Here is a 23,859-nt window from a genome sequence, read left to right on the forward strand (position 1 = left end):
GTTAGCGCGTTTTGATCTCATATGCATCTGAAACCGCACCACAAACGACAACGCCCGCTGTGGAAGCGGGCGTTATCCGTTCAGCAGATGGCCTGCGGCCGATTAGCCGTTGTAGGTGCCGGCGGCAACGCGCGGAATGTCCGAGCGGTCGAGGCCGATATCGGCGAGTTCACGATCGCTGAGCTGGGACAGTTCGCTGACATTGCGCTGATAATCCCGGAAAGCCTGGATCATGCGGATGAGCGAGAGCAACATGGTAGTCTCCTAGTAATTCAGATTCAGCTTTTCCAAAGCCTCATCGTTGAAGTGAATATAGATGATATAGTGCAGTGCGGTAGTTCCGATGTTGCGATGCAGCTAGGCTCAAAACGCATAGCGATGGTAAGTTCCGGTTAACCGTTTGGCGCATGGAGAACTGCCCCGTAGACGGAAGTTCCATCAAGGCGGAGTATTCCAACAAACGTTCCTGAAATCAGTTGGTTATTGAAATCTTGGCAGGCGTGGTTACGTCATTTACGTGGTAATTACGGACCGTTTGTTCAAGCCGAGGTCCCTCGTTATGGGAGGGATCACAGCGATGTGTTTCATGCGTGATTCGCATACAAGCGATTATCGTTAAAGTGATCTTATATTCACTTCATTGCGATCTCGGACAGGAGACGGCATCGCGTCAATCAGTCGCATTGACGTAAGCGGTAATTCGATCTTGTGCCGCAACGGATTTCCGTCGCGGGGTCGCATGTCGCGCGGAATGTGCTGCTGATTATCGGAAGTGCGTCTCGATTGAAGTGAATACGTCGAGCAAAGCTATTGCGGCGCTGCTTCCTTACTGCCTTGTAATCAAAACACTATGCAACGCATGCGCGATACGCGCGCAGCGCTCATCACATTTGTATCGCGCGAAGTTCATTCTGAACGGTGCCGGGAACAGCGAATAATCGTTCCGCAGATTCCGCAATCACGCTGGGATCTGTCCAAGAACAACAGATGGATCATCCCATGATTAAGACATTGATCGCAGCAGCCACCGTGGCTGCCGTTGCCTACGCTGTCGCTCCCGCTCAGGCTGCGCATCGTCATCATGCGGGCCTCGGCTGCAGCGGTGCCAATCTCGGCAAGACCGAAGCTGCAGTCGAAGCTATGGCTGACAATGAGGTCAAATTCGCGGCGGAGAAGGAAGTCTCGCTCGCCCAGGACGCGATGCTGAACAACAAGTGGGGCGCATGCGGCGCGCACCTCAGCAAGGCTGCCGAAGCCAGCATGGCGAAGTAAGCTTTGATCATTGCGATAAGGGCCGATTGCCTGGGGCGATCGGCCCTTTTTGATTCACCCGTGGAGCAGCCTTGATTGAGTCAGAGAGGAAGGTTGGCCTCGCTGCGCCACGCAATCTGGTGTGAAAGCGCTATGGAGCCTTGGCGAGCTGGGTGGCGAAGTAGCCGATCGTCTTGGCGTACACCTCGCTCTTGTTCCACTGCTGGATCACCGCAAAATTCTCGCTGCCGGGCTCCCAGCCCTTGCCCTTCTTCCAGCCATAGCTCTTCAGGTAGTTTGCCGTCGACGCCAGCACGTCGGGCACGTTGTGCAGGAGGTCGCGCTTGCCGTTGCCGTCGAAGTCGACCGCGAACTTGATGTAGGACGACGGCATGAATTGGGTCTGGCCGATCTCGCCGGCCCAGGCGCCGCGCATCTCCTGCGGCGGCAGATCGCCGCGCTCGACGATGCGCAAGGCATCCATCAACTCGGCCTTGAACATGTCGGAGCGGCGGCAGTCATAGGCGAGCGTCGCCAGCGAACGTATGGTCGGAAACTTGCCGGTGTTGACGCCGAAATCGGTCTCCAGTCCCCAGATCGCAACAAGGATCTCGCCCGGTACACCGTAGGCCTCCTCGATCCGCGACAGCACGGAGCCGTAGCGCTTCATCATGTCGGAGCCGCGATTGAGGCGCGGCGGCACCATGCGGCCCGAGAACTGCTCGAACGTCTGGCTGAACACCTGCTGCGAATGGTCGCGGGCAAGGATCGCCTTGTCCTGTGTGACGCCGGTCAACCCGGCCTGGATCGCGTTCTGCGAAATGCCCTTCGTCGCAGCCTCTTTCTTGAAATCGTCGAGCCAGGATTCGAACGTGCCCGTGCCGCATTGGGCAGCCAGCACCGACGCCGTCGAGGTCAGGAGCCACGCGCCGATGGCGAGCGTGCGAAAGCAAAAGCGAGAGGTCATAGGCAATTCACTCCGGAGTCTGCGATGTCGTCGATTGGTCGTGAAGGGCGGCGGGTATGTTCGCGGCAACAGCGGCCAAAACAAGGCTCGTGACCGAGCCGTTCTTCCTCGGGCAGCGCTGCAAATGCCACGCCAATTTCACATCCTCTTGACGGTCCGGGACGACAAACCGCCGGCCGAACATATCGGCCGGCGGTTGCTTTGACGTTTACGAATCCGGGTTAGCGGCGCTTAGCCGCGATCGCTGCGCCGCCACGGAAACAGATTGGCCGGGAAGTCCGCGGCGGGCTTGCGCTCGCGCGGTTCGGGGGTTACCGGCCGCGCATTCGGATCCTTGACGATGACCTCGCGATAGAGATGCCAGGTGGCGTGACCGAGCAGCGGGATCACCACGGCAAGCCCGAGGAAGAACGGAATCGTGCCCAGCACCAGCAGCACCGCGACGATCAGACCCCAGGCCGCCATCGGCACCGGGTTCTGTGCGACGGCGCGCATCGACGTCACCATGGCTTCGCCGGCGGTCGCCTGGCGGTCGAGCATCATGGGGAAGGCGATCACGCTGATGCAAAGTGCGACGAGCGCGAACAGGAAGCCGACGCTGCAGCCGACCACGATGAGCCACCAGCCTTGCGGAGTGGTCAGCACGCGCGCGGCGAAATCGGGAATGTTGGCTGCGGTCTCATAGCCGAACACCGCCGTGTAGATCGCCTGGGCGGTCGCGATCCAGGTCACGAACAGCGCGAACAGCAGCGTTCCGACCCCAAGCATCGCGCCGAATGACGGCGAGCGGAATACCTCCATGGCATCCCATGCAGATGCTTCCCCGCCATCCTCGCGGCGGCGGCTCATCTCGTAGAGGCCGATGGCGGCAAACGGGCCGAGCAGGGCAAAGCCCGCGGCCAGCGGAAACAGCAGGGGCAGCACGGAATAGCCGTGCACGGTGCGCGCGAGCACGAGGCCGAGCACCGGATAGATCAGGCAGAGGATGATGGCGTGACTTGGCACCGCCTTGAAGTCTTCCCAACCGAGACGCAGCGCGTGATGCAAGTCGGACAGGCCGATGGTGCGGATAACAGGCGCAGACGCGGCGCCTTGTCCGCTCTGCGTCATCGATGTGACATTGCCTTGGTATGATGTGGCCATGGTCGTTGTCTCCCTCTGGGCGGTCGCATCTGGCGCCCGGCACGCGGGCACAAACGTACCGCCTCTCGAAGCGATCACGATCAAGCCAGACGCGAAAGACAGAGCAGGGAACTGGCCGTGTCGCGAACTGTGCAATGAGGCTACTCCCAAACTGTGCCAAAAGCACTCACGCTTAAGTGAATGTCGCATTGGCAAGCTATGGAGGGGGCGATAGACTTGAACTGCGACCTCGGTCAGCCGGCCAGTTGCCGTGTGACCTTCACATCTCAACTCTCTTGGGAGCGAACGATGAGCATTTTCGGAAAAATCATGGGCGCGATCTTCGGCAGTAGCGCCAGCGCTGCGCCCGCCGGCGGAACGGCCACAAGCGCAGCTCCCGCCGGTGGATCCGGCAGCGCATCGTCGTCTCCTGCCGCGGTGCCCGCCGGCGCGGCGCCGGCGCAGTCGGTTGACGTCGCCCCGATTCTCGACAAGGCGGTTGCCGCGAAGGGCGAGAAGCTCGAGTGGCGGACCTCGATCGTCGACCTGATGAAGGCGCTCGACATCGACTCCAGCCTGTCGGCCCGCAAGGAGCTCGCCAAGGAGCTCGGCTACACCGGCGACACCAACGATTCCGCCAGCATGAACATCTGGCTGCACAAGCAGGTGATGACCAAACTCGCGGCCAATGGCGGCAAGCTGCCCCCCGACATCAAGCACTGAGGGATCATCCTCCCGCGCATAGAAAGGGCCCGCGCCAGCGCGGGCCCTTTTTTATCGACCGGCGAACATCTATAGATCGCCCAACAACAACAAGGAGAACGCCCATGACAGATCTCGATCGCCGGACGATGCTTGCGACCGGCGCCCTCGCGCTGGCCGGTGCCGCCGCGCAATCCGCGCCGGCCCATGCCGAGGCCGCGCCGAAGGCGATGTTTCCGGTCGCGGCCGTGACGATCCCGATCGTCGGCGCCAGCGAGGTGTTTCAGGTTCGCCGCATCTACTGCATCGGCCGCAACTACGCCGCGCACGCGATCGAGCGCGGTTCGGACCCGACGCGCGAGCCGCCGTTCTTCTTCCAGAAGCCGACGGATGCGATCCAGAATGTCGCGATCGGCACCGTCGCCGATCATCCCTATCCGTCGCTGACCAAGAACTATCACCACGAGGTCGAGCTGGTCGCCGCGCTGAAGTCCGGCGGCACCAATATTCCCGCCGACAAGGCGCTCGATCACGTCTATGGCTACGCGCTCGGCCTCGACATGACGCGACGCGATCTGCAGAACGGCATGGCCGCGGAGAAGAAGCCCTGGGAGATCGGCAAGAGCTTTGACCATGCCGCGGTGCTCGGGCCGATCCATCCGGCTAATAAGACCGGCCACTTCACGCAAGGCGCCATCTCGCTCGCGATCAACGGCACGGTGCGACAGAGCTCGGATCTGAAGAACATGATCTGGAGCGTCGCCGAGCAGATCGCAAAGCTGTCCGAGGCATTCGAGCTGAAGGCCGGCGACATCATCTATTCCGGTACGCCGGAGAACGTCGGCCCGGTCGTCAAGGGCGACGTGCTGCTGTGCAAGCTCGAGGGCCTGCCCGACATGTCGATCAAGATCGTCTGACGCCGGGTGAGGCGCAATAGCGTTTTCGAACGAAGTGGGTACCGGTTCGCGTACGGAAAACGCGTCAAAAGAAGCAGCTGGAGCCCCGTTCCGATTCCATCGGAACGGAAAGGGCTCTAGCCGGCAAGGTCCGCGTATTCCGGATGCTTGTCGAGGTAATTCACCACGAAACCGCAGCCGGCGATCACCTTGCCGCCGTCGGCGCGGATCAGCTCCAGGGCACCCTTGACCAGCTCCGATGCGATGCCGCGGCCGCGCGGGGCGCGCGGTGTCTCGGTATGGGTGATGATGACGGCCGCGGGCGTCCGCCGGTAGTTCGCAAAGGCGAGGCCGCCCTCGGTGTCGAGCTCGAAGCGGTTTTGGTCCCTGTTGTCGCGCACGGCGGCCATCGCAAAATCCCGGTTGATTCACAGGCGCTGATGTAAGCGAGTGAACCGGCCGGTGCAAAGCCGCGACCAACCCGCAAATTGGCATTTGTGGATTGACGATATGCGCATTTCGGCCTGCCTGACCGCCGTATTGCTCGGCGCCGCCTTGACGCTTCCAAACCCGCCGAAAGCCGCCGCCGGCGACGATCCGAACTGGCAGACCTGCGTCGGCCTGACGACGGCGCCCGGCGACCGCGTGGCCGCCTGCACCACGGTGATCGACGGCAAGACCGAGAGCGGCAAGCGGCTGGCCGGCGCCTATTGCAATCGCGGCCATGGGCTGACCGAGAAGCGCGAGCTCGACGCTGCGTTCGCCGACCTCAACGAGGCCATCAAGCTCGATCCCGCCTATGCCTGCGCCTACACCAATCGCGGCCGCGTCTACGCCTTCAAGCGCGACCTCGATCATGCGATTGCCGATTACGACGAGGCGATCCGCATCGATCCGGCGTTCGCGCTGGCCTACAACAATCGCGGCGATGCCTGGCTCAACAAGGGCGATCTCGACCGCGCGCTGGCCGATCTCAGCCTCGCCATCAAATACAATCCGCAGCTCGCCACCGCCTACGGCAATCGCGGCTTCGTCTACTACCGCAAGCGCGACGCGGCGCATGCGATCGTCGACTTCACCACCGAGATCAGGCTCGAGCCCAACGTGCTCGCCTACATCAACCGCGGCAATGTCTATCGCGATACCGAGCAGCTCGATCGCGCAGCCGCCGATTACGGCGAGGCGGCGAGGATCGCGCCGACCGATGCGCGCGGCTGGCGCAACCGCGGCATGATCCGTCTCTTTCAGGGGGACAACAAGGGCGGGCTCGCCGATTACGACAAGGCGCTGCAATACGATCCGAACGACGTCTATTCCTGGAATAATCGCGGCCAGGCCAAGCTGCGGCTCGGCGACAGGAAGGGCGCGGCGGCCGATTTCCGCAAGGCGCTCGAGCTGCAGCCCGATCTGCAGAGCGCCAAGGGGGCACTGGCGCGGCTCGGCGGGGCGCGGTGACATCCTGCCGGCCACGATCGCCGCGGCCGCGTCGCACACCCGCTGGACGGGCCTTGCGGATGGATGCAGTTCGATTACGTTTGATGTCAGACATACGCCCCTGATGCGGCCGGATGGTCGTCTGGTACGGAGTGGCGGAGCCGGCCGCCGACGTATGCCTCTTGTCGGAGGAGGTTCGTCATGTCTGACAATCGTTTCTTCAACACACACCGTCCCTGGGAGGACTGGTTCGGCATGCTGCTCGGCGTGCTGATCATGGTCTCGCCCTGGTTTCCGATGCAGGTGAGCGGCGCCGTCGATATCGAGCGCAGCCACCTCGTCCTCAACAGCTTCATGGTCGGCATGCTGGTGCTCGGCATCGCCCAGCTCGAATATGTCGCGCTGCACCGCTGGGAGGAGGTGGCCAGCATCCTGCTCGGCCTCTGGCTGATGGCATCGCCCCTGGTCTTCGGTTACGCCGAGGACCACTGGCTGCAGATCTGGCACATCCTGCTCGGCGCGGTGGTCGCCTTTATAGGCGCGTTGCAGCTGTGGCAGGACTGGAACCTGAGCGAGCAGGAACTCGCCAAGCACCCGCAGTAGCGGCCTGGGCAGAAAACAACGGGCTGGCCGCCGCCGGCGCGCGGTATCATCGCGCTGCGTCCGGCGGGCCTTGCCGAAGGCGGCGGCTTGGCGATAAACCGGGTGGTACCGACCCCTTGCGGCGCTTGAAGACGCCCGGTTCTGACCGAGGAAATACCCGATGACCGTCCTGACCTTGCCCTGTCTGTTGTGCGTATCGGCGGGGCGGCAATGAGCGGGACGGCTGCTGCCGCACCGCGCGGCGGGATCGCGCGGGTGTCGCGCCGGGTGATGAACCTCGCCTACATCCTGACCCAGAACGCCCGCCGCCACGGCGATCGCCCCGGCTTCATCTGGAACGAGAAGGCCTGGTCCTGGCGTCACATCGACCAGAACGTCTCGGCGTTGGCCGCGGCATTGGCCGCGCGTGGCATCGTCAAGGGCGACCGCATCCTGGTGCATGCCAAGAACTGCGACGAGATGTTCTGGTCGATGTTCGCGGCCTTCCGGCTCGGCGCGGTCTGGGTGCCGACCAATTTCCGCCTGATGCCGGACGAGGTCGCCTATCTCGCGGCGGCCTCCGGCGCCAAGGCGTTTCTCTGCCACGCCGACTTCCCCGAGCATGCCAAGGCGGCCGCCAATCCCGCGCTCGAATTCGTCTGGCGGATCGGCGAGGAGGGCACGTTCGGCGAGGCGACTCTTGGTGACGTCATCGCCAAACACGCAAGCGCTGTGGTCGAGAACGTTGCCGTCGACTACGACGATCCCTGCTGGTTCTTCTTCACCTCCGGCACCACCGGCCGCTCCAAGGCCGCGGTCTTGACCCATGGCCAGATGGCCTTCGTCATCACCAACCATCTCGCCGACTTGATGCCCGGCACGACGGAAGAGGACGCCTCGCTGGTGGTGGCGCCGCTGTCGCATGGTGCCGGTGTGCATCAATTGGTGCAGACTGCGCGCGGCGTGCCGACCATCCTGCTGCCGTCGGAGAAGTTCGACATCGCCGAAGCCTTCCGGCTGATCGCCAGGCATCGCGTCAGCAACATGTTCACGGTGCCGACCATCCTGAAGATGATGGTCGAACATCCCGCCGCCGACCAGCACGACCATTCCTCGCTGCGCTACATCATCTATGCCGGCGCGCCGATGTATCGCGAGGACCAGAAGGCGGCGCTGAACAAGCTCGGCGGCGTGCTGGTGCAGTATTTCGGCCTCGGCGAGGTCACCGGCAACATTACGGTGCTGCCGCCCGGCCTGCACGATCCCGAGGACGGCCCGCATGCGCGGATCGGCACCTGCGGCTTCGAGCGCACCGGGATGCAGGTCTCGATCCAGGGCGACGACGGGCGCGAGCTGAAGCCGCACGAGACCGGCGAGATCTGCGTGATCGGTCCCGGCGTGTTCGCCGGCTACTACGACAATCCCGACGCCAACGCGAAGGCGTTCCGCGACGGCTGGTTCCGCACCGGCGACCTCGGCCACATGGACGTGGAGGGCTTTGTCTACATCACAGGCCGCGCCTCCGACATGTACATCTCGGGCGGCTCCAACATCTATCCGCGCGAGATCGAGGAGAAGCTCTTGACGCATCCCGCGGTCGGCGAGGTCGCGGTGCTCGGCGTGCCCGATCCCTTCTGGGGCGAGGTCGGCGTCGCCGTCTGCGTCGCGCGCGAGGGCACCGAGGCGGTCGCGGAGGCGGAGCTTGCCGCCTATCTCGCGCCGAAAGTGCCGCGCTACAAGATGCCGAAACGCTTCTTCTTCTGGGAGGCGTTGCCGAAGTCCGGCTACGGCAAGGTGCCGAAGCGACTGATCCGCGACGAGCTCGAGGCGCGCGGGCTGCTCGAGGTGATCGCCAAATCGACGGGCGCGTGAGGCGATGCGCAGCATCGCCCAGCCTGGCGCTCCGCATCCAGAGCGCATCCAATGGGTCAGCGCGCGCGGCCGCGCCTTTTCATTCGTGCTCGAGGCCGGCATTCCGCTGCTCGAAGCCGTGCGCCGCGGCTTTGCGGCGGAGGGTTTTTCCGGCGGCGTCCTCAGTGCGAAATGCGGCGCGCTCGGGCCGTTCGCCTATGTGATGCCGGCGCTGTCGAAGGACGGCGTCAACGCCGCGTTCTACAGCGACACGTTCCGTCCCGACGGCGTGACGCGACTCAAGCTGGCGGCGCTGACTTTCGGCGAACGCGACGGCGCGCCGTTCTTTCATTGCCACGGCCTGTGGACCGAGGCCGATGGCCGCTTCAGCGGCGGCCACATGCTGCCGGATGAAACCATTGTCGCCGAGCCGTTCGAGGTCAACGCGTTCGGGATCGACGGCGCGACGTTCCTGGCCGAAGCGGACAGCGAGACCAATTTCAAGCTGTTCGGTCCCGTCGCCAGCGCGCCGCGCGGGGCGAAGACCACGAGCCATGCCTTCGCGCTGCGGCTGCGGCCGAACCAGGATTTTGCCTGCGCGCTGGAAGGCTTCTGCCGCCAGCACGGCATCCTGCGCGCGCGGCTGCATGGCGGCGTCGGCTCGACCATCGGCGCCGTCTTCACCGAAGGCCACAGCGTCGTGCCGTTCGCGACCGAGCTCGCGGTGACCGCAGGCGAGATCACACCGGACGCCGATGGCCGGCTGCATGCCGAGCTCGACATCGCACTGGTCGACTATCTCGGCGGCATCGCCGAGGGACGCCTGGTGCGCGGCGACAACCCGGTGCTGATGACGATGGAGCTGGCGCTGGAGGTGCTGGCGGAGGCGGAGCAGCCGTAGGGGCATGGCATACCCCATCCCCGCGTCGTCCCGGCGAAGGCCGGGACCCATACTCCGCAGCAGTTGTTGTGAGACGGACTCGTCGTTCAAGCGTCGAGCAACAATAGTCATTCGTGGTTATGGGTCCCGGCCTTCGCCGGGACGACAGGGAGTGTGTCATGCCGCCTGCGCGTCACACATCCGCATTCTCGCGACATGTTTGCCCGAGCTTTGCATTTCGCTCCGCCCTCTCTTGACCAGAAGGCGCAGGAGCCGCTCACCGCCGCTTGCGGACATGGATGTTGATGTCGAGGTCGATCTCGCTGACGCAGGTCTGCTCGGTGCGGTGCGATCCGCCCTCGTGCCAACGGCCCTTGCGCAGGCTGATATCGTTGACATTGGCGAGCCGCAGGCAGCGCCATTGCGGAAGCTTGCCCGAGCTCTCGCCGGCGAACTGCCAGGCCAGCACGACCTCTTCACCGCTCTTGTTGTGGCCGATGATGTGCGGGCAGAGCTCGCGCGGCCGGCCGTCATAAATGCAGACGACCTGCTGCTCGGTGAGGATCGCCTTGCGGAACAGGTCATAGCTGCGGCTGGGCATCGGCGCGGGTCTCGGTTGAAGGGTGGTGGCGGCAGCGGGCGCTTGCGCATCAGTTAGCATGATGCATCGATAACGCTTCTGGCCGGGCTTTTTGTTCTTGTTACGTTCTTGACGGGTCCATATCGATCTGGGATTGTGCGCTCCGAGGCGCGAGCCCCCAAAGGTTGCACCGATGGCCAGACGAAACCGCCCGATCAATATGCCCGCGCCATACCTGCGGCGGGTCTGGCTCGAGCCTGCGCGGATCCCGGACCGCGAGGCTTATCCATTCGTGCTGCCGCTGCTGCGCGACGATTTCGAGCTGAGCTTCGACAAGGCAATCACCATCATTGTCGGCGAGAACGGCACCGGCAAGTCGACGCTGCTCGAGGGGATCGCCGTGATGGCCGGTTATGATGACGCCGGCGGCGGCAAGGGCTACATGCCGGTCGATCACAGCAATGCGGTCGAGGAAATGGGCGGCTCGCTTGCGACCGCGCTCCGCGCGAGCTGGCTGCCGAAAATCACCAATGGCTGGTTCTTCCGCGCCGAGAGCTTCTTCTCGGTCAGATATCTCGACTCCGTCGCCAGCCCCTACGCTGACTTCCTGTCGCATTCGCATGGCGAAGGCTTTTTGCGCTTCTTCGAGGAGCGCTGCCAGCGGCAAGGCATCTTCATCTTCGACGAGCCGGAATCCGCGCTGTCGCCGTCGCGCCAGATCGAATTCCTCAAGCTGCTGCACCGGATGAACGGCACCGGCCATTGCCAGGTGATCATGGCCACGCATTCTCCGGTGCTGATGGCCTATCCGAATGCGACGCTGCTGCGGCTGACGAAATACGGGCTGGAGCCGGTGAACCTGAGGGACACCGATCATTACAAGGTCATGCGCGAGTTCTGCGACGATCCGAAAGGGTTCGTCGAGGCGGCGATCGAGGAGTGAGACCGCCGCCCGGCGGGCTTGCCTCCCGGGGAAGCCGCCGGCCGCGACTTCGCTCTGGTGCAAGAAGCCCGTCCCCGATCTAGTCTAGAACCCTGACCATAAACTGCGGCATACGCCAGGCGGCGGATGGCCGACACATATCGGGAGAGAACAAGGATGAGGCGAACGATCGCGCGAGCTTGCGTCGTGGTGGCGGCATTGGCTGTGTTGGGGGCCGCGTGGGCTCACGGGCCGACCCGCCAGAAGGTGCGGGAATCGATCGAGATCGACGCGCCGCAGGCCAAGGTGTGGGCGGTGATCGGCAATTTCCAGGACATGAGCTGGCTCGCCGGCGTCACCAAGACCGAGGGCGAGAAAGGCAACGAGATCGGCGCTACGCGGCGGCTGACGCTGGGACCCGGCGCCACCGTCGACGAGGAACTCTATAAATACGAACCGGAGATGATGAGCTATTCGTACCGGATCACGGCGGTCGACGTAAAGGTGCTGCCGGTCACCAATTATTCCTCGACGCTGACGGTGTCGCCGGCGCCGGACGGCAAGTCGAAGCTGGAATGGGCCGGCGCATTCTACCGCGGTTTTCCGAACAATGATCCGCCGCCGGAGCTGAGCGACGAGGCCGCGGTGAAGGCGGTGAGCGGGCTCTACAAGGCCGGGCTCGAAGCGCTGAAGAAGAAGATCGAGAGCGGGACCTGAGCGTGCGCGCGATTGCGCTCGTCGCGCTGCTTGCCAGCCTCGGCGCCGCGCATGCCGAGGAGGCGTTCGTCACCAACCAGCTCAGCGACGACCTCACGGTGGTCGATCTCGCGACCTCGAAGCCGGTCGCGACCATCGCGATCGGCGGCAAGCCCGCCGGCGTTGCCGTCAGCAATGACGGCCGCTTCGCCTATGTGACGAGCCCGGATGCCAAGGCGGTCACGGTGGTCGACGCGTCGACGCGAAAGGTCGTCGGCCGGGTCGATGTCGGCGGCGGGCCGCTCGGCATTGCGGTCGCGCCCGACGGCGCCACGGTCTATGTCGCCGACTGGTACGCCGCCGCGGTGCGGGTGATCGACGCCAGAGAGCGGCGTGTCGCCGCGAGTATCGCGGTCGGGGCTTCGCCGTCCGGGCTGGCGGTGACGCCGGATGGGCTGCTGCTGCTGTCGGCGGATCGCGACGATGACAGCGTCTCCATCATCGACACCGCCTCGCGCGAGCGGAGGGGGATCGTGAAGGTCGGGACGCGGCCGTTCGGCGTCACGATCGATGCCGATGGCAAGCGCGCCTACACCGCCAATGTCGGCACCAACGACGTCTCGGTGATCGACATCGCGACCGCCCGCGAGATCGGCCGCGTGCATGTCGGCCTGCGCCCCTACGCGGTTGCGCTGGCGCAGGGCCGCGGTTTCGTCACCGACCAGTATGACGGTAAGGTCAGCGTGTTCGACCTCGCGACGTTGCAGCCCGTGAAGCGGATCACCGTCGGCGATTACCCCGAAGGCATCGAGGCGACCGCCGACGGCAAGCGCATCCTGGTCGCGAACTGGGAAAGCAACACGCTGAGCGTGATCGACGCCGCCGAGCTGAAGGTGATTGGCGAGGTCAAGGTCGGCGACGGCCCAAGGGCGTTCGGGGCGTTTCTGAGAAGGACGGAGTAGGCGGAAGGTGAACAGGGGGCGGGTTAGTTTTACTGTGTCAGGTACTCCCGCGTCGTCATTGCGAGAAGCTCGCGACAAATTGCAGAGCAATTTCTGAGCTGAAGCGACGAAGCAAAGGTACGCGTGCTAAAATATCGAAAACAACCCCATGCAAAGTGGCAGGATGCCGCCGGCATTCAGAACAGCGACTTGACGCGTCGGCCAAATCAGTGATACATTTTTATTATTCCGAAATTGCGCAAGCGCTCGCCGTCGCGCGATCAACGTTCTTTGCCAGGAGCTCCCTTCGTCGTCATTGCGAGGAGCTCGTGACAAAATTGCAAAGCAATTTTGCGTTGAGGCGACGAAGCTATCATCTAGCTGCGTTTGCGGCCAGATGGATTGCTTCGAGGAGCCCTTCATCGGCGGACGTTCGCGGGACCCGTTGACTCGGAATGACGAAGTCTGGCCAACGCGCCTGCGACCTGTCGCCGAGCTGCGACCCATTGGCTCACCAGCGCGGCAGGCATATATTATCGGCAAACACCAGGAAACAGGGAGGATGCCATGCATCATACCTTGGTGCCCAGCGACCGGGTCGAGCACGTCTGCGTGTTCGGCCGCGACGGCGCAAAGCTCGGTTCGATCGAGCGGCTGATGCTCGACAAGGTGAGCGGCACGGTGGCCTACGCCATCATCAAGACCGGCGGCGTGCTGAGTACCCACCACCACTATCCCGTCAGATGGACCGCACTGCGATTTGATCCTGTGCGTCAGGCCTTCGAGGCCGAGGTGACGCTGGAGGATTTGCGGACGGGGCCGTGCGAGTTCGACGGCGACGAATTCGACTGGGGCGACCGCTCGCGGTCGTATACGCACCCGAATTACTGGGCGGTGTAGTGCAGACGAGGTGGTTTTTGTAGCCCGCATGAGCGAAGCGACATGCGGGGCCGACGTTGGCGACTGCCAGAGCTCCCCGGATGTCGCTTCGCTCATCCTGGCTACTTGCTCCCTGCGTCTGGCAGATCGCTACATGCCGCAGTAATCAGTAGGATGGGCGGAGCGAAGCGATACCCATCATTCGGGCCGCGGGGTGAGTTGATGGGTTTCGCTTCGCTCTACCCATCCTACTTGCATGTTGCGGTAACTCGCACCGACGAGCGATGCCGCTACTCCGCCGCCTCGCTCGCTGAGCTCTTCCTCGGCTTGCTGTTCGCCTTCTTCAGCACCGGCGCCAGGAACTTGCCGGTGTAGCTGCGCGGTGCCTTGACGATGTCCTCCGGCGGGCCCCAGGCGACGATCTCGCCGCCGCCGTCGCCGCCTTCGGGGCCGAGGTCGATCACCCAGTCGGCGGTCTTGATGACCTCGAGATTGTGCTCGATCACGACGACCGTGTTGCCCTGGGCGACCAGCTCGTGCAGCACCTCGAGCAGTTTTGCGACGTCATGAAAGTGCAGGCCGGTGGTCGGCTCGTCCAGGATGTAGAGCGTGCGGCCGGTGGCGCGCTTTGACAGCTCCTTCGCCAGCTTGACGCGCTGGGCTTCGCCGCCCGACAGCGTCGTCGCCTGCTGGCCAACATGGATGTAGTCGAGGCCGACGCGGTGCAGGGTCTGGAAGGTTTCGCGCACGCGCGGCACCGCCTTGAAGAACTCGGCGGCTTCCTCGACGGTCATGTCGAGCACGTCGGCAATGCTCTTGCCCTTGAACAGCACCTCCAGCGTCTCGCGGTTGTAGCGCTTGCCCTTGCAGGTGTCGCAGGTGACGTAGACGTCCGGCAGGAAGTGCATCTCGATCTTGATGACGCCGTCGCCCTGGCAGGCCTCGCAGCGGCCGCCCTTGACGTTGAAGGAGAAGCGCCCGGGCTCGTAGCCGCGCGCCTTCGCTTCGGGCAGACCGGCGAACCACTCGCGGATCGGCGTGAAGGCGCCGGTATAGGTCGCGGGGTTGGAGCGCGGCGTGCGGCCGATCGGCGACTGGTCGATGTCGATGATCTTGTCGATGTGCTCGAGGCCCTCGATGCGGTCGTGCGGCGCGGCGCCTTCGCTGGCGTTGTTCAGCTTGCGGGCGATGGCGCGGTACAGCGTGTCGATCAGCAGCGTCGACTTGCCGCCGCCGGAGACGCCGGTGACGCAGGTGAACAGGCCGAGCGGAATCTCGGCGGAGACGTTCTTGAGGTTATTGCCGCGGGCGTTGACGACCTTGATGGTGCGCCGGTGGTTCGGCGGCCGCCGGTCGGGCACCGGAACCGAAAGCTCGCCGGTCAGATACTTGCCGGTCAGCGATTTCGGGTTGCGCATGATCTGGTCAGGCGTGCCTTCGGCGACGATGTGGCCGCCATGCATGCCGGCGCCGGGCCCGATATCAAGCACGTAATCGGCAAGGCGGATGGCGTCCTCGTCATGCTCGACCACGACCACGGTGTTGCCGAGGTCGCGCAGCCGCTTCAGCGTGTCGAGCAGGCGGGCATTGTCCCGCTGGTGCAGGCCGATCGACGGCTCGTCCAGCACGTAGAGCACGCCGGTGAGGCCGGAGCCGATCTGCGAGGCGAGGCGGATGCGCTGGCTCTCGCCGCCGGACAGCGTGCCGGAGGAGCGCGACAGCGTCAGGTAGTTCAGGCCGACGTCGAGCAGGAAGGTCAGGCGCTCGCGGATCTCTTTCAGGATCCGCGTCGCGATCTCGTTCTGCTGTGCGTTCAGCGCCTCCGGCACCGTCTCGAACCATTCGCCGGCGCGCTTGACCGAGAGCTCGGAGATCTCGCCGATGTGCTTGCCGCCGATCTTGACGCACAGCGCCTCGGGCTTCAGCCGGTGGCCGTTGCAGCCTTCGCAGGGCACGTCGGAGAAATACTTGCCGAGCTCCTCGCGCGCCCACTCGCTTTCGGTCTCGCGGTAGCGGCGGTTGATGTTGGTGATGACGCCCTCGAACGGCTTCTTGGTGTCGTAGGAGCGGACGCCGTCCTCATAGGAGAACTTGATCTCGTCGTCGCCCGAGCCGTGCAGCAGCGCGTTCTGGACCTTCTTGGTGAGGTCCTTCCACTTGGTGTCGAGCGTGAACTTGTAGTGCTTGCCGAGCGCGATCAGGGTCTGGATGTAATAGGGCGAGGACGATTTCGCCCAGGGCGCGATCGCGCCCTTGCGCAAGGTCAGCTCCTTGTCGGGGATGACCAGGTCCTCGTCGATATGCTGCTCGACGCCGAGGCCGCCGCAGGCCGGGCAGGCGCCATAGGGGTTGTTGAACGAGAACAGGCGCGGCTCGATCTCGGGGATCGTGAAGCCGGAGACCGGACAGGCGAATTTCTCCGAGAACAGGATGCGCTCGGGCCCGCTCTTGTCGTGGATCTTCGCGGTCTTCTTCTTGTCCTCTTTCTTGTCGTCCTGGGCGGCCGCCGCCGGCGCGTCGGCGTATTCGATCACGGCGAGGCCCTCGGCGAGCTTCAGCGCGGTCTCAAAGCTTTCCGCGAGGCGCTGGGCGAGGTCGGGACGCACCACGATGCGGTCGACCACGACGTCGATGTCGTGCGGGAATTTCTTGTCGAGCGCGGGCGCCTCGGACAGTTCGTAGAAGGTGCCGTCGATCTTGACGCGCTGAAAGCCCTTCTTGAGATATTCGGCGAGTTCCTTCTTGTACTCGCCCTTGCGGCCGCGCACGACCGGCGCCAGCAGATAGAGGCGGGTGCCTTCCGGCAGCGCCAGCACGCGATCGACCATCTGCGAGACGATCTGGCTCTCGATCGGCAGGCCGGTGGCCGGCGAATAGGGCACGCCGACGCGCGCCCACAGCAGGCGCATGTAGTCGTAGATCTCGGTGACGGTGCCGACGGTGGAGCGCGGGTTCTTCGACGTGGTCTTCTGCTCGATCGAGATCGCCGGCGACAGGCCGTCGATCTGGTCGACGTCCGGCTTCTGCATCATCTCGAGGAACTGGCGCGCATAGGCGGACAGCGATTCGACGTAGCGGCGCTGGCCCTCGGCATAGATGGTGTCGAACGCGAGCGACGACTTGCCGGAGCCGGACAGGCCGGTGAACACCACGAGCTTGTCGCGGGGAATCTCGACGTCGATGTTCTTCAGATTGTGTTCGCGCGCGCCACGGATCGTGATGGCGCGCGATGAGGAGCCGGCGTTCTGTTGGCGCTTCGCCTTGAGCACTTCATCCATAGCGACAGTTCCGGGCGCATGCTTGGGCGCCTTTTGGGCGCGCATCGCCGGTGATGCCGGGACCTTGCGCCGATGGGGTGTGAAGACTGGAACGTAGGAAGAACGGTCGACAATTTCCAGTGCTGAGTCGCGTCCATCACCGGATAGTTTGCCTGATGGCAGCAGCCGTCAGCAGCGCCGGTTCCGCTAGAGTCTTTTGCCGTTCCGATGGAATCGGAACGGGGGCTCCGGATTCCTGCTTTGACGCGTTTTCTTGACGCGAACCGGAATCCACTTCGCTCGAAAACGCTCTTACGCAAAAAGGCCGGCGCGAGGCCGGCCTTTCCGTGCGATCTGATCGCAGATCGATCTTAGTACTTGGCGACGATCGGGCCGCCGAAGTGATAGTTCACACCGAACTGGGCGCTGTGCAGCTCGAGCGTGCCGGACGGCACGCCGAAATAGTTCTCGCTGTCGAGGCTGCGATACAGGTATTCGCCCTTGATCGACCACTGCGGGGCGATGAACGCCTCGACGCCGGCGCCAACGGTCCAGCCGGAGTGGAAGTTGCTCTGCGAGGCGGTCACGCCGAGCGCGGTGACGCTGACCTCGTTGTTGGCCCAGGCGTAGCCGCCGGTGCCGTAGAATAGCACCTTGTCAACGGCGAAGCCGAAGCGGCCGCGCACGGTGCCGAGCGAGTCGATCTTGCTCCGGGCGGTGACGCCGAGGGCGGAGACCGACGCGTCGATGTCAGCGCCTGCAGCGTCGACCTCGAGGCCGTACACGATGTTGCCGGCCTGCCAGTTGTAGCCGATGGTGCCGCCGCCGAAGCCGCCTTCCATGCTCGGGGTGCCGGAGTTCTCGCTGGCGTAGCCGCCGAAGCCGCCGACGTAGAAGCCGGTCCAGTTGTAGATCGCGGCCGGCGGCGGAGCCTTCACGTAGGGGGCGCGAGCCGCCATGTCGGCGGCCATCGCAGGTGCAAAAGCGCTCAGTGCAAACAAGCCGGCCGATGCCAGCAAAACATTCCTGATTTTCAAAGTCCGAGTCCCGTTTTTCTTGCCCATTTTCTTGTTGTCCCTTCAAACTTTTGAAGAGAGCGTCACAGCAGTGTCGCGTGACGTGCCGGTGCTTCTACAGAGAAATGCCGGAAGTTGTGTATCCGCGAAACCACAATGCACCGAAAACGGCCGCGGTGAGGTGCACGCGCACACACAATGAAGAAGCCGGCGCACAAACAAAAAGGCCGGCGCGAGGCCGGCCTTTCGTCTGGATCAATCGGATTCGCGCGTTCAGTAGCGCGCAACGACCGGGCCACCCCACTTGTAGTTGACGCGGACGGTGACGAGGTCGACGTCCTGGCGATCACGGATGGTGCTGTTCAGCGTGCCGTTGGGGGCGATCAGGTTGTAGGTCTTGTCCTGCATGAACAAGTGGTCGTATTCGATGCCTGCGGTCCAGTTCGGCGCGAAGCCAACTTCGATGCCGGCGCCGACGGTGCCGCCCCAGCGGGTGTCGCTTGCGCTGCCGACCAGCACGCCGGTCGGGGTGAAGTAGGTGTTGAAGCGGTTGTCGGTCAACGCCGCGCCGCCCTTGGCGTAGAGCAGCACGTTGTTGACGGCGTAACCGATCTGGCCGGTGAACAGGCCGAACGCGTCGATCTTGGACTGGTTGGTGAACAGGCCCGGGAAGATCGCGCTGCCGTTGCTGCCCTTCAGGTCAGCCCAGTCGCCCTGCGCTTCGAGGCCAAACACCCAGGCGCCGGCCTGCCAGCGATAGCCGATCTGGCCACCGGCGACGCCGCCCGTTGCGTCGTGGCAACCGTCCGAGGCGAGGAAGATGCCGGCCGGGAGCTGGTCCCAGCAATTGTGGCTCGAGCCCCAGCCGCCGTTGGCCCCGATGTAGAAACCGGTCCAGTCATAGATCGGGGCAATCACGGGCGGCGGCGCCTTGGTGTAGGGGCGCGCAGCGAGGTCGGCGGCGGCGGCAGGCGCAGCGAACGCAATCAGAGCAACCGTACCGAGCAAAAACTTCTTCATTATCAGTCCCCCAGCTCCCCGATCGGCTTCCAAAAGGTCCCGAAGCACGATCCCAGACGCGAGCGCCCGCGCCATGGTTGGAGCTATACGCTGATTCAACCGGAAACGCCGTCTCCCAAATGCAACACTCGCGGAAGAAGTAACGATAAGGCAAGGCGCTGATTTATTTGTTGTTTTTGTAGATCTCGCTGCCAGGCGTCGGCCGGTGCCGAGATCGACTGCCGCTCCGGCGGCACGGGCCGCTTCTACGACTGGTTGTGGCGAACAAAACTGGAACAATTCCGAATGCGATGCTATATCTCGAATGTCGTGGATAACCGGCGCGAGGGCAAAGGCGGCGAGCCGGCACCGGCGTATAGGGTCATCCACGACGCCTGCGACGTAAGTGGCGAAGGTTGAGAGTGGCGGCCGATGTCCGGACGCCCGGTTTTTGAGTGGAGATGATGCGATGGCAGGAAGCGTGAACAAGGTGATCCTGGTGGGAAATCTCGGCAAGGATCCGGAAATCCGGCGGACGCAGGACGGCCGTCCGATCGCAAACCTTTCCATCGCCACCTCGGAAACCTGGCGCGACAAGGGCACCGGCGAGCGCAAGGAAAAGACCGAGTGGCACCGCGTCGTGATCTTCAACGAGGGCCTCTGCAAGGTCGCCGAGCAGTATCTGAAGAAGGGCGCGAAGGTGTACATCGAGGGTCAGCTGCAGACCCGCAAATGGACCGACCAGAGCGGCGTCGAGAAGTACTCGACCGAGGTCGTGCTGCAGGGCTTCAACTCCAACCTCACCATGCTCGACGGGCGCGGTGGTGGAGGCGGCAGCTTCTCCGATGATGGCGGCAGCGATTTCGGCTCGGCCGGACCGGTCAGCTCGGCGCCGCGCCGCGCCGTCGCTGCGGGCGGCGGCAGCCGCAACAGCGACATGGACGACGACATCCCGTTCTGAGGAGCGGTCGCGCTTCCATCGATGCCGTCAGGCGCCGTTCCGTGAAGATCATTTCCCGGAACGGTCGTTGCGATCCGGAGTGGCAATCTCTTCGTGTGGACTATGAGGATAACCCCGTAACCGTCTGCTAGAATGGCGGCGATCCGACGTGCAGGGATGCGGGTTCCCTGAACTTTGACACAGGCCGATGTAAATGTTATTTACATTGATCTGCGGCATTTGATGTCTGGCCGCGAGCTTCACTCAAGGGCCGCCATCATGAGCCTCGCGCCATTGCTCGACGCAGCGCCTGCGATCCCGCTTCACGCCTTTGCCGCGATGGCCGCCTTCGTGCTCGGCTCCATCCAGCTCGCCGCCCCCAAGGGCACGCTGCCGCACCGGACCCTGGGCTGGATCTGGGTGATCCTGATGCTGGTGGTTGCCGGAAGCTCGTTCTGGATCCATCAGATCCAGCTGCTTGGTCCCTGGAGCCCGATCCACCTGCTGTCGATCTTCTCGCTGGCGATGCTGGTGCTCGGCGTAACGGCGGCGCGGAGCCACAATGTCCGCCGCCACAGGTTCACGATGATCGGCATCTTCTTCGGCGCACTGCTCATCGCCGGTCTGTTCACCTTCATGCCCGGGCGGATCATGCACGCGGTGGTTTTCGGTCATTGACGGGAGAGGGGGTAGCCAATGGCGAGGGGCGAATAGGGATTTTTCCATTCGCTGTTCGCCATTCGCAACGCGCTTCCCGACCAAGCAGCCGGAACCTCGGCGCTCCACCCGTAAGTGCATGAAAAAACGAAGGGAAAAACGGCTTGCCGGAGCCGCGCAAGGGTGGTTATCAGGGCCCCGATGGGCTATATGATTCCCCAGTAGAACTGACCGGATTTCCCCTTTGTCCGATAACGACGACCACAAGCCCGGCGAGCCGCCGGGACCCTCAGATATTCGTCCCGTTTCCATTCTCGACGAGATGAAGAAGTCCTACCTCGATTACGCGATGAGCGTGATCGTGTCGCGTGCGCTGCCCGATGCGCGCGACGGGCTCAAGCCGGTGCACCGGCGCATCCTCTATTCGATGCATGAGCAGGGACATACGCCGGACAAGAAATACGTGAAATCCGCGCGCGTCGTCGGCGACGTGATCGGTAAATATCATCCGCATGGCGACCAGTCGATTTACGACGCGATGGTCCGCATGGCGCAGGATTTCTCGCTGCGCGTGCCGCTGATCGACGGCCAGGGCAATTTCGGTTCGGTCGACGGCGATCCGCCGGCGGCCTATCGATATACCGAAGCGCGGCTGACCAAGGCGGCGCTGGCCGTGCTGGCCGACATCGACATGGAGACCGTCGATTTCCAGCCGAACTACGACAACTCCGAGAAAGAGCCGTCGGTTCTGCCGGCCCGGTTCCCGAACCTTCTGGTCAATGGCGCCGGCGGCATCGCGGTCGGCATGGCGACCAACATTCCGCCGCACAATCTCGGCGAGGTCGTCGACGCCTGCGTGGCGCTGATCGACAATCCGGCGCTCACGATCGACGAGCTAATCGACATCATTCCGGGACCGGACTTCCCGACCGGCGGTGTCATCCTCGGCCGCCAGGGCATCCGCTCGGCCTACCACCTAGGCCGCGGCTCGATCGTGATGCGCGGCAAGGTGACCATCGACACGATCAGGAAAGATCGCGAAGCGATCGTCATCACCGAGATTCCCTATCAGGTGAACAAGGCGACGATGGTCGAGCGCATCGCCGATCTGGTGAAAGAGAAGAAGATCGAAGGCATCGGCGACCTGCGCGACGAGTCCGACCGTGACGGCTATCGCGTCGTCATCGAGCTGAAGCGCGAAGCGGTGCCCGACGTGGTGCTCAACCAGCTCTACCGGTTCACGCCGCTGCAGACCAATTTCCCGGCCAACATGCTGGCGCTGGATTCCGGCCGTCCGCAGACCATGAATCTGAAGGACCTGCTCACCATCTTCGTCGCGTTCCGCGAGCAGGTGGTGACGCGGCGGACCAAGTTCCAGCTCGGCAAGGCGCGCGATCGCGCCCACATCCTGGTCGGCCTCGCGATCGCGGTCGCCAACATCGATGAGATCATCCGTGTCATCCGGACCTCGTCCGATCCGAACACCGCGCGCGAGGCCCTGATGTCGCGCGACTGGCCGGCGCGCGACGTCGAGGCGATGATCACGCTGATCGACGATCCCCGGCATCGCATCAACGAGGACGGCACGCTGCGGCTGTCGATGGAGCAGGCCAGGGCCATCCTCGACCTTCGCCTGCAGCGGTTGACCGCGCTGGGCCGCGACGAGATTTCCGAAGAGCTCGACAAGCTGGCGGCCGAGATCGCCGACTATCTCGACATCCTGCGCTCGCGTGCCCGCGTGCAGGGCATCGTCAAGACCGAGCTGGCCGAGGTGAAGCAGCAGTTCGCCACGCCGCGCAAGACCGTGATCATCGAGCAGGAAGGCGAGGTCGAGGACGAGGACCTGATCCAGCGCGAGGACATGGTCGTCACCGTGTCACATGCGGGCTACGTCAAGCGCGTGCCGCTGTCGACCTACCGGGCGCAGCGCCGCGGCGGCAAGGGCCGCGCCGGCATGCAGACCCGCGACGAGGATTTCGTCTCGCGCCTGTTCGTGGCCTCCACGCACACGCCGGTGCTGTTCTTCTCGTCGCGCGGCCAGGTCTACAAGGAGAAGGTCTGGCGGCTGCCGATGGCCGCGCCGAATGCGCGCGGCAAGGCGCTGATCAATATCCTGCCGCTGGAGCAGGGCGAGCGCATCACCACGATCATGCCGCTGCCGGAGGATGAATCCTCCTGGGCCAATCTCGACGTGATGTTTGCGACGACCGGCGGCACGGTTCGCCGCAACAAGCTGTCCGACTTCGTCGACGTGCGCCGATCCGGCATCATCGCCATGAAGCTTGGGGAAGGCGAGGCGATCGTCGACGTCCAGATCTGCACCGAGCATGACGACGTGCTGCTGACCGCCGCCGGCGGCCAGTGCATCCGTTTCCCCGTCACCGATGTGCGCGTCTTCACCGGCCGCACCTCGATGGGCGTGCGCGGCATCGCGCTGGCCGAGGCCGACAAGCTGATCTCGCTGGCGATCCTGCGCCATGTCGAGACCACCTCGGACGAGCGCTCGGCCTACTTGAAGATGCGCCGCGCCGTAGCCGGCGAGGCCGCGGCCGAGGAGCCGGTCGAGGCCGAGGGCGAGGAGACCGCGAATGCGATCCAGCTGTCGCAGGAGCGCTATGCCGAACTGTCGGCGGCCGAACAGGTGGTGCTGACCGTCTCCGTCAACGGCTACGGCAAGCGGACCTCGTCCTACGAGTACCGCACCACCGGCCGCGGCGGCAAAGGCATCGTCGCGATGAGCGTCAACAACCGCAACGGCAACCTGGTGGCGTCGTTCCCGGTCGAGGACGCCGACCAGATCATGCTGGTCACCGACAAGGGCCAGCTGATCCGCTGCCCGGTCGCCGACATCCGCGTCGCCGGCCGCTCGACCCAGGGCGTGATCGTGTTCGACACCGCCGAGGACGAGCACGTGGTCTCAGTCGAGCACATTCCGGAGGAAGAGAACGGCGCGAACGGGAACGGCGAGTAGGGCCGTTCCCGAACGTGGTTCGTTGCATGCGCCTCCAGGTTGGGGCGCCACGCCCCGCCGGGTTGATGAATGCCTGATTGCTCGGGCGCGCAGGGCTGCGCCCGTGGGTCGTTTCGGCGGGCTTCGCGAACCTGCGTCTGTGTTCGTCGAGCGGCAGCCCGCTCAGGGCGACTGGGACGCAGACAGCATTGTGAACAGAGCGCTATCGCCGTCCCGTTGCGCTGTTTCGCGTGACGTCGCGTAGCCGTGCGTGAGCTCCAAACCGCCTTCGGAAACATGCCATTTCCAGCGAGTGGGCTCTTTCTGCGCACTCACG

Annotated in this window: 23 protein-coding genes and 1 pseudogene; 16 read left to right on the forward strand and 8 right to left on the reverse strand. The window is 64.1% G+C overall.

The genetic code is table 11. The features are described 5' to 3' along the window. Positions 1–102: 102 nt before the first annotated feature. A complete protein-coding gene (locus tag ACE10X_RS21490) occupies positions 103–255 on the reverse strand; it encodes a DUF1127 domain-containing protein (protein WP_016846063.1) in 153 nt (50 codons plus the stop codon). A 732-nt stretch (positions 256–987) separates the two neighbouring features. Between ACE10X_RS21490 and ACE10X_RS21495 the strand changes: the two genes are divergently transcribed. Next, positions 988–1,272 carry a hypothetical protein gene (locus ACE10X_RS21495; protein ID WP_028332121.1) on the forward strand — a complete coding sequence of 95 codons (285 nt, stop codon included), beginning with the start codon at positions 988–990 and terminating at the stop codon, positions 1,270–1,272. Positions 1,273–1,402: 130 nt separating this feature from the next. On the opposite strand, the gene ACE10X_RS21500 is transcribed toward ACE10X_RS21495, so the two are convergent. After that, positions 1,403–2,218 carry a lytic transglycosylase domain-containing protein gene (locus tag ACE10X_RS21500; protein ID WP_038387102.1) on the reverse strand — a complete coding sequence of 272 codons (816 nt, stop codon included), beginning with the start codon at positions 2,216–2,218 and terminating at the stop codon, positions 1,403–1,405. A 231-nt stretch (positions 2,219–2,449) separates the two neighbouring features. Next, positions 2,450–3,361 (reverse strand): DUF2189 domain-containing protein, encoded by a 912-nt coding sequence (locus ACE10X_RS21505; RefSeq protein WP_028340767.1) that lies wholly within the window; start codon positions 3,359–3,361, stop codon positions 2,450–2,452. A gap of 288 nt (positions 3,362–3,649) precedes the next feature. Here ACE10X_RS21505 and ACE10X_RS21510 point away from each other — a divergent pair, with 288 nt between their 5' ends. Together ACE10X_RS21510 and ACE10X_RS21515 are read left to right on the forward strand one after the other, a co-directional pair. Next, positions 3,650–4,063: a DUF3597 domain-containing protein gene (locus ACE10X_RS21510; protein WP_038387103.1), complete on the forward strand. Its 414-nt coding sequence runs from the start codon at positions 3,650–3,652 to the stop codon at positions 4,061–4,063. 104 nt (positions 4,064–4,167) lie between these two features. Further along, positions 4,168–4,959 (forward strand): fumarylacetoacetate hydrolase family protein, encoded by a 792-nt coding sequence (locus ACE10X_RS21515; RefSeq protein WP_038387104.1) that lies wholly within the window; start codon positions 4,168–4,170, stop codon positions 4,957–4,959. A gap of 116 nt (positions 4,960–5,075) precedes the next feature. Here the strand turns inward: ACE10X_RS21515 and ACE10X_RS21520 are convergent, their stop codons facing one another. Then, on the reverse strand, positions 5,076–5,348 hold the full coding sequence (locus tag ACE10X_RS21520; protein WP_038387105.1) for a GNAT family N-acetyltransferase: 273 nt from the start codon (positions 5,346–5,348) through the stop codon (positions 5,076–5,078). Positions 5,349–5,448: 100 nt separating this feature from the next. Between ACE10X_RS21520 and ACE10X_RS21525 the strand changes: the two genes are divergently transcribed. The 4 genes from ACE10X_RS21525 (at position 5,449) to ACE10X_RS21540 (ending at position 9,706) form a co-directional block, all read left to right on the forward strand. Further along, positions 5,449–6,393 carry a tetratricopeptide repeat protein gene (locus ACE10X_RS21525; RefSeq protein ID WP_038387106.1) on the forward strand — a complete coding sequence of 315 codons (945 nt, stop codon included), beginning with the start codon at positions 5,449–5,451 and terminating at the stop codon, positions 6,391–6,393. Positions 6,394–6,573: 180 nt separating this feature from the next. Then, positions 6,574–6,975, forward strand: coding sequence for an SPW repeat protein (locus ACE10X_RS21530; protein WP_038387107.1), 402 nt, complete (start codon positions 6,574–6,576; stop codon positions 6,973–6,975). A 210-nt stretch (positions 6,976–7,185) separates the two neighbouring features. Next, positions 7,186–8,826 carry an acyl-CoA synthetase gene (locus ACE10X_RS21535; RefSeq protein ID WP_051003183.1) on the forward strand — a complete coding sequence of 547 codons (1,641 nt, stop codon included), beginning with the start codon at positions 7,186–7,188 and terminating at the stop codon, positions 8,824–8,826. A 4-nt stretch (positions 8,827–8,830) separates the two neighbouring features. Further along, complete coding sequence (locus tag ACE10X_RS21540; RefSeq protein WP_038387109.1) at positions 8,831–9,706, forward strand: PCC domain-containing protein; 876 nt, start codon at positions 8,831–8,833, stop codon at positions 9,704–9,706. Between the two features lie 256 nt (positions 9,707–9,962). Here the strand turns inward: ACE10X_RS21540 and ACE10X_RS21545 are convergent, their stop codons facing one another. Beyond that, positions 9,963–10,286 carry a hypothetical protein gene (locus tag ACE10X_RS21545; RefSeq protein WP_038387110.1) on the reverse strand — a complete coding sequence of 108 codons (324 nt, stop codon included), beginning with the start codon at positions 10,284–10,286 and terminating at the stop codon, positions 9,963–9,965. Positions 10,287–10,566: 280 nt separating this feature from the next. On the opposite strand from ACE10X_RS21545, the pseudogene ACE10X_RS21550 reads away from it, so the two are divergent. From ACE10X_RS21550 to ACE10X_RS21570, 5 genes and pseudogenes are all read left to right on the forward strand, one after another. Next, a pseudogene (locus ACE10X_RS21550) lies at positions 10,567–10,662 on the forward strand (AAA family ATPase); the annotation flags it as partial. Positions 10,663–10,740: 78 nt separating this feature from the next. Further along, positions 10,741–11,208, forward strand: coding sequence for an AAA family ATPase (locus ACE10X_RS21555; RefSeq protein ID WP_375764596.1), 468 nt, complete (start codon positions 10,741–10,743; stop codon positions 11,206–11,208). 156 nt (positions 11,209–11,364) lie between these two features. Then, positions 11,365–11,904, forward strand: coding sequence for an SRPBCC family protein (locus tag ACE10X_RS21560; protein WP_028340757.1), 540 nt, complete (start codon positions 11,365–11,367; stop codon positions 11,902–11,904). 2 nt (positions 11,905–11,906) lie between these two features. Beyond that, entirely contained in the window at positions 11,907–12,845 is a 939-nt protein-coding gene (locus tag ACE10X_RS21565; RefSeq protein WP_304555499.1) for a cytochrome D1 domain-containing protein, read from the forward strand. A gap of 546 nt (positions 12,846–13,391) precedes the next feature. Further along, entirely contained in the window at positions 13,392–13,724 is a 333-nt protein-coding gene (locus ACE10X_RS21570) for a PRC-barrel domain-containing protein (protein ID WP_038387112.1), read from the forward strand. Between the two features lie 269 nt (positions 13,725–13,993). On the opposite strand, the gene uvrA is transcribed toward ACE10X_RS21570, so the two are convergent. After that, positions 13,994–16,981: an excinuclease ABC subunit UvrA gene (uvrA, locus tag ACE10X_RS21575; protein WP_038387113.1), complete on the reverse strand. Its 2,988-nt coding sequence runs from the start codon at positions 16,979–16,981 to the stop codon at positions 13,994–13,996. A gap of 350 nt (positions 16,982–17,331) precedes the next feature. Next, entirely contained in the window at positions 17,332–17,991 is a 660-nt protein-coding gene (locus ACE10X_RS21580) for an outer membrane protein (protein ID WP_038387115.1), read from the reverse strand. On the opposite strand from ACE10X_RS21580, the gene ACE10X_RS21585 reads away from it, so the two are divergent. Further along, positions 17,918–18,178, forward strand: a complete 261-nt coding sequence (locus tag ACE10X_RS21585; protein ID WP_162136677.1) for a hypothetical protein — start codon at positions 17,918–17,920, stop codon at positions 18,176–18,178. The two genes, ACE10X_RS21580 and ACE10X_RS21585, sit on opposite strands and share 74 nt — an antisense overlap. A gap of 71 nt (positions 18,179–18,249) precedes the next feature. Here the strand turns inward: ACE10X_RS21585 and ACE10X_RS21590 are convergent, their stop codons facing one another. After that, positions 18,250–18,996 carry an outer membrane protein gene (locus ACE10X_RS21590; RefSeq protein WP_038387116.1) on the reverse strand — a complete coding sequence of 249 codons (747 nt, stop codon included), beginning with the start codon at positions 18,994–18,996 and terminating at the stop codon, positions 18,250–18,252. A 448-nt stretch (positions 18,997–19,444) separates the two neighbouring features. Here ACE10X_RS21590 and ACE10X_RS21595 point away from each other — a divergent pair, with 448 nt between their 5' ends. The 3 genes from ACE10X_RS21595 (at position 19,445) to gyrA (ending at position 23,543) form a co-directional block, all read left to right on the forward strand. Continuing rightward, a complete protein-coding gene (locus ACE10X_RS21595) occupies positions 19,445–19,936 on the forward strand; it encodes a single-stranded DNA-binding protein (protein WP_038387117.1) in 492 nt (163 codons plus the stop codon). Between the two features lie 258 nt (positions 19,937–20,194). After that, positions 20,195–20,593 (forward strand): DUF2306 domain-containing protein, encoded by a 399-nt coding sequence (locus ACE10X_RS21600; protein WP_375764557.1) that lies wholly within the window; start codon positions 20,195–20,197, stop codon positions 20,591–20,593. Positions 20,594–20,816: 223 nt separating this feature from the next. Continuing rightward, positions 20,817–23,543 (forward strand): DNA gyrase subunit A, encoded by a 2,727-nt coding sequence (gene gyrA, locus ACE10X_RS21605; RefSeq protein ID WP_375764558.1) that lies wholly within the window; start codon positions 20,817–20,819, stop codon positions 23,541–23,543. Positions 23,544–23,859: the final 316 nt, after the last annotated feature.

It is taken from the genome of Bradyrhizobium sp. Pha-3, from assembly GCF_042258325.1.
GTDB lineage: Bacteria > Pseudomonadota > Alphaproteobacteria > Rhizobiales > Xanthobacteraceae > Bradyrhizobium > Bradyrhizobium elkanii.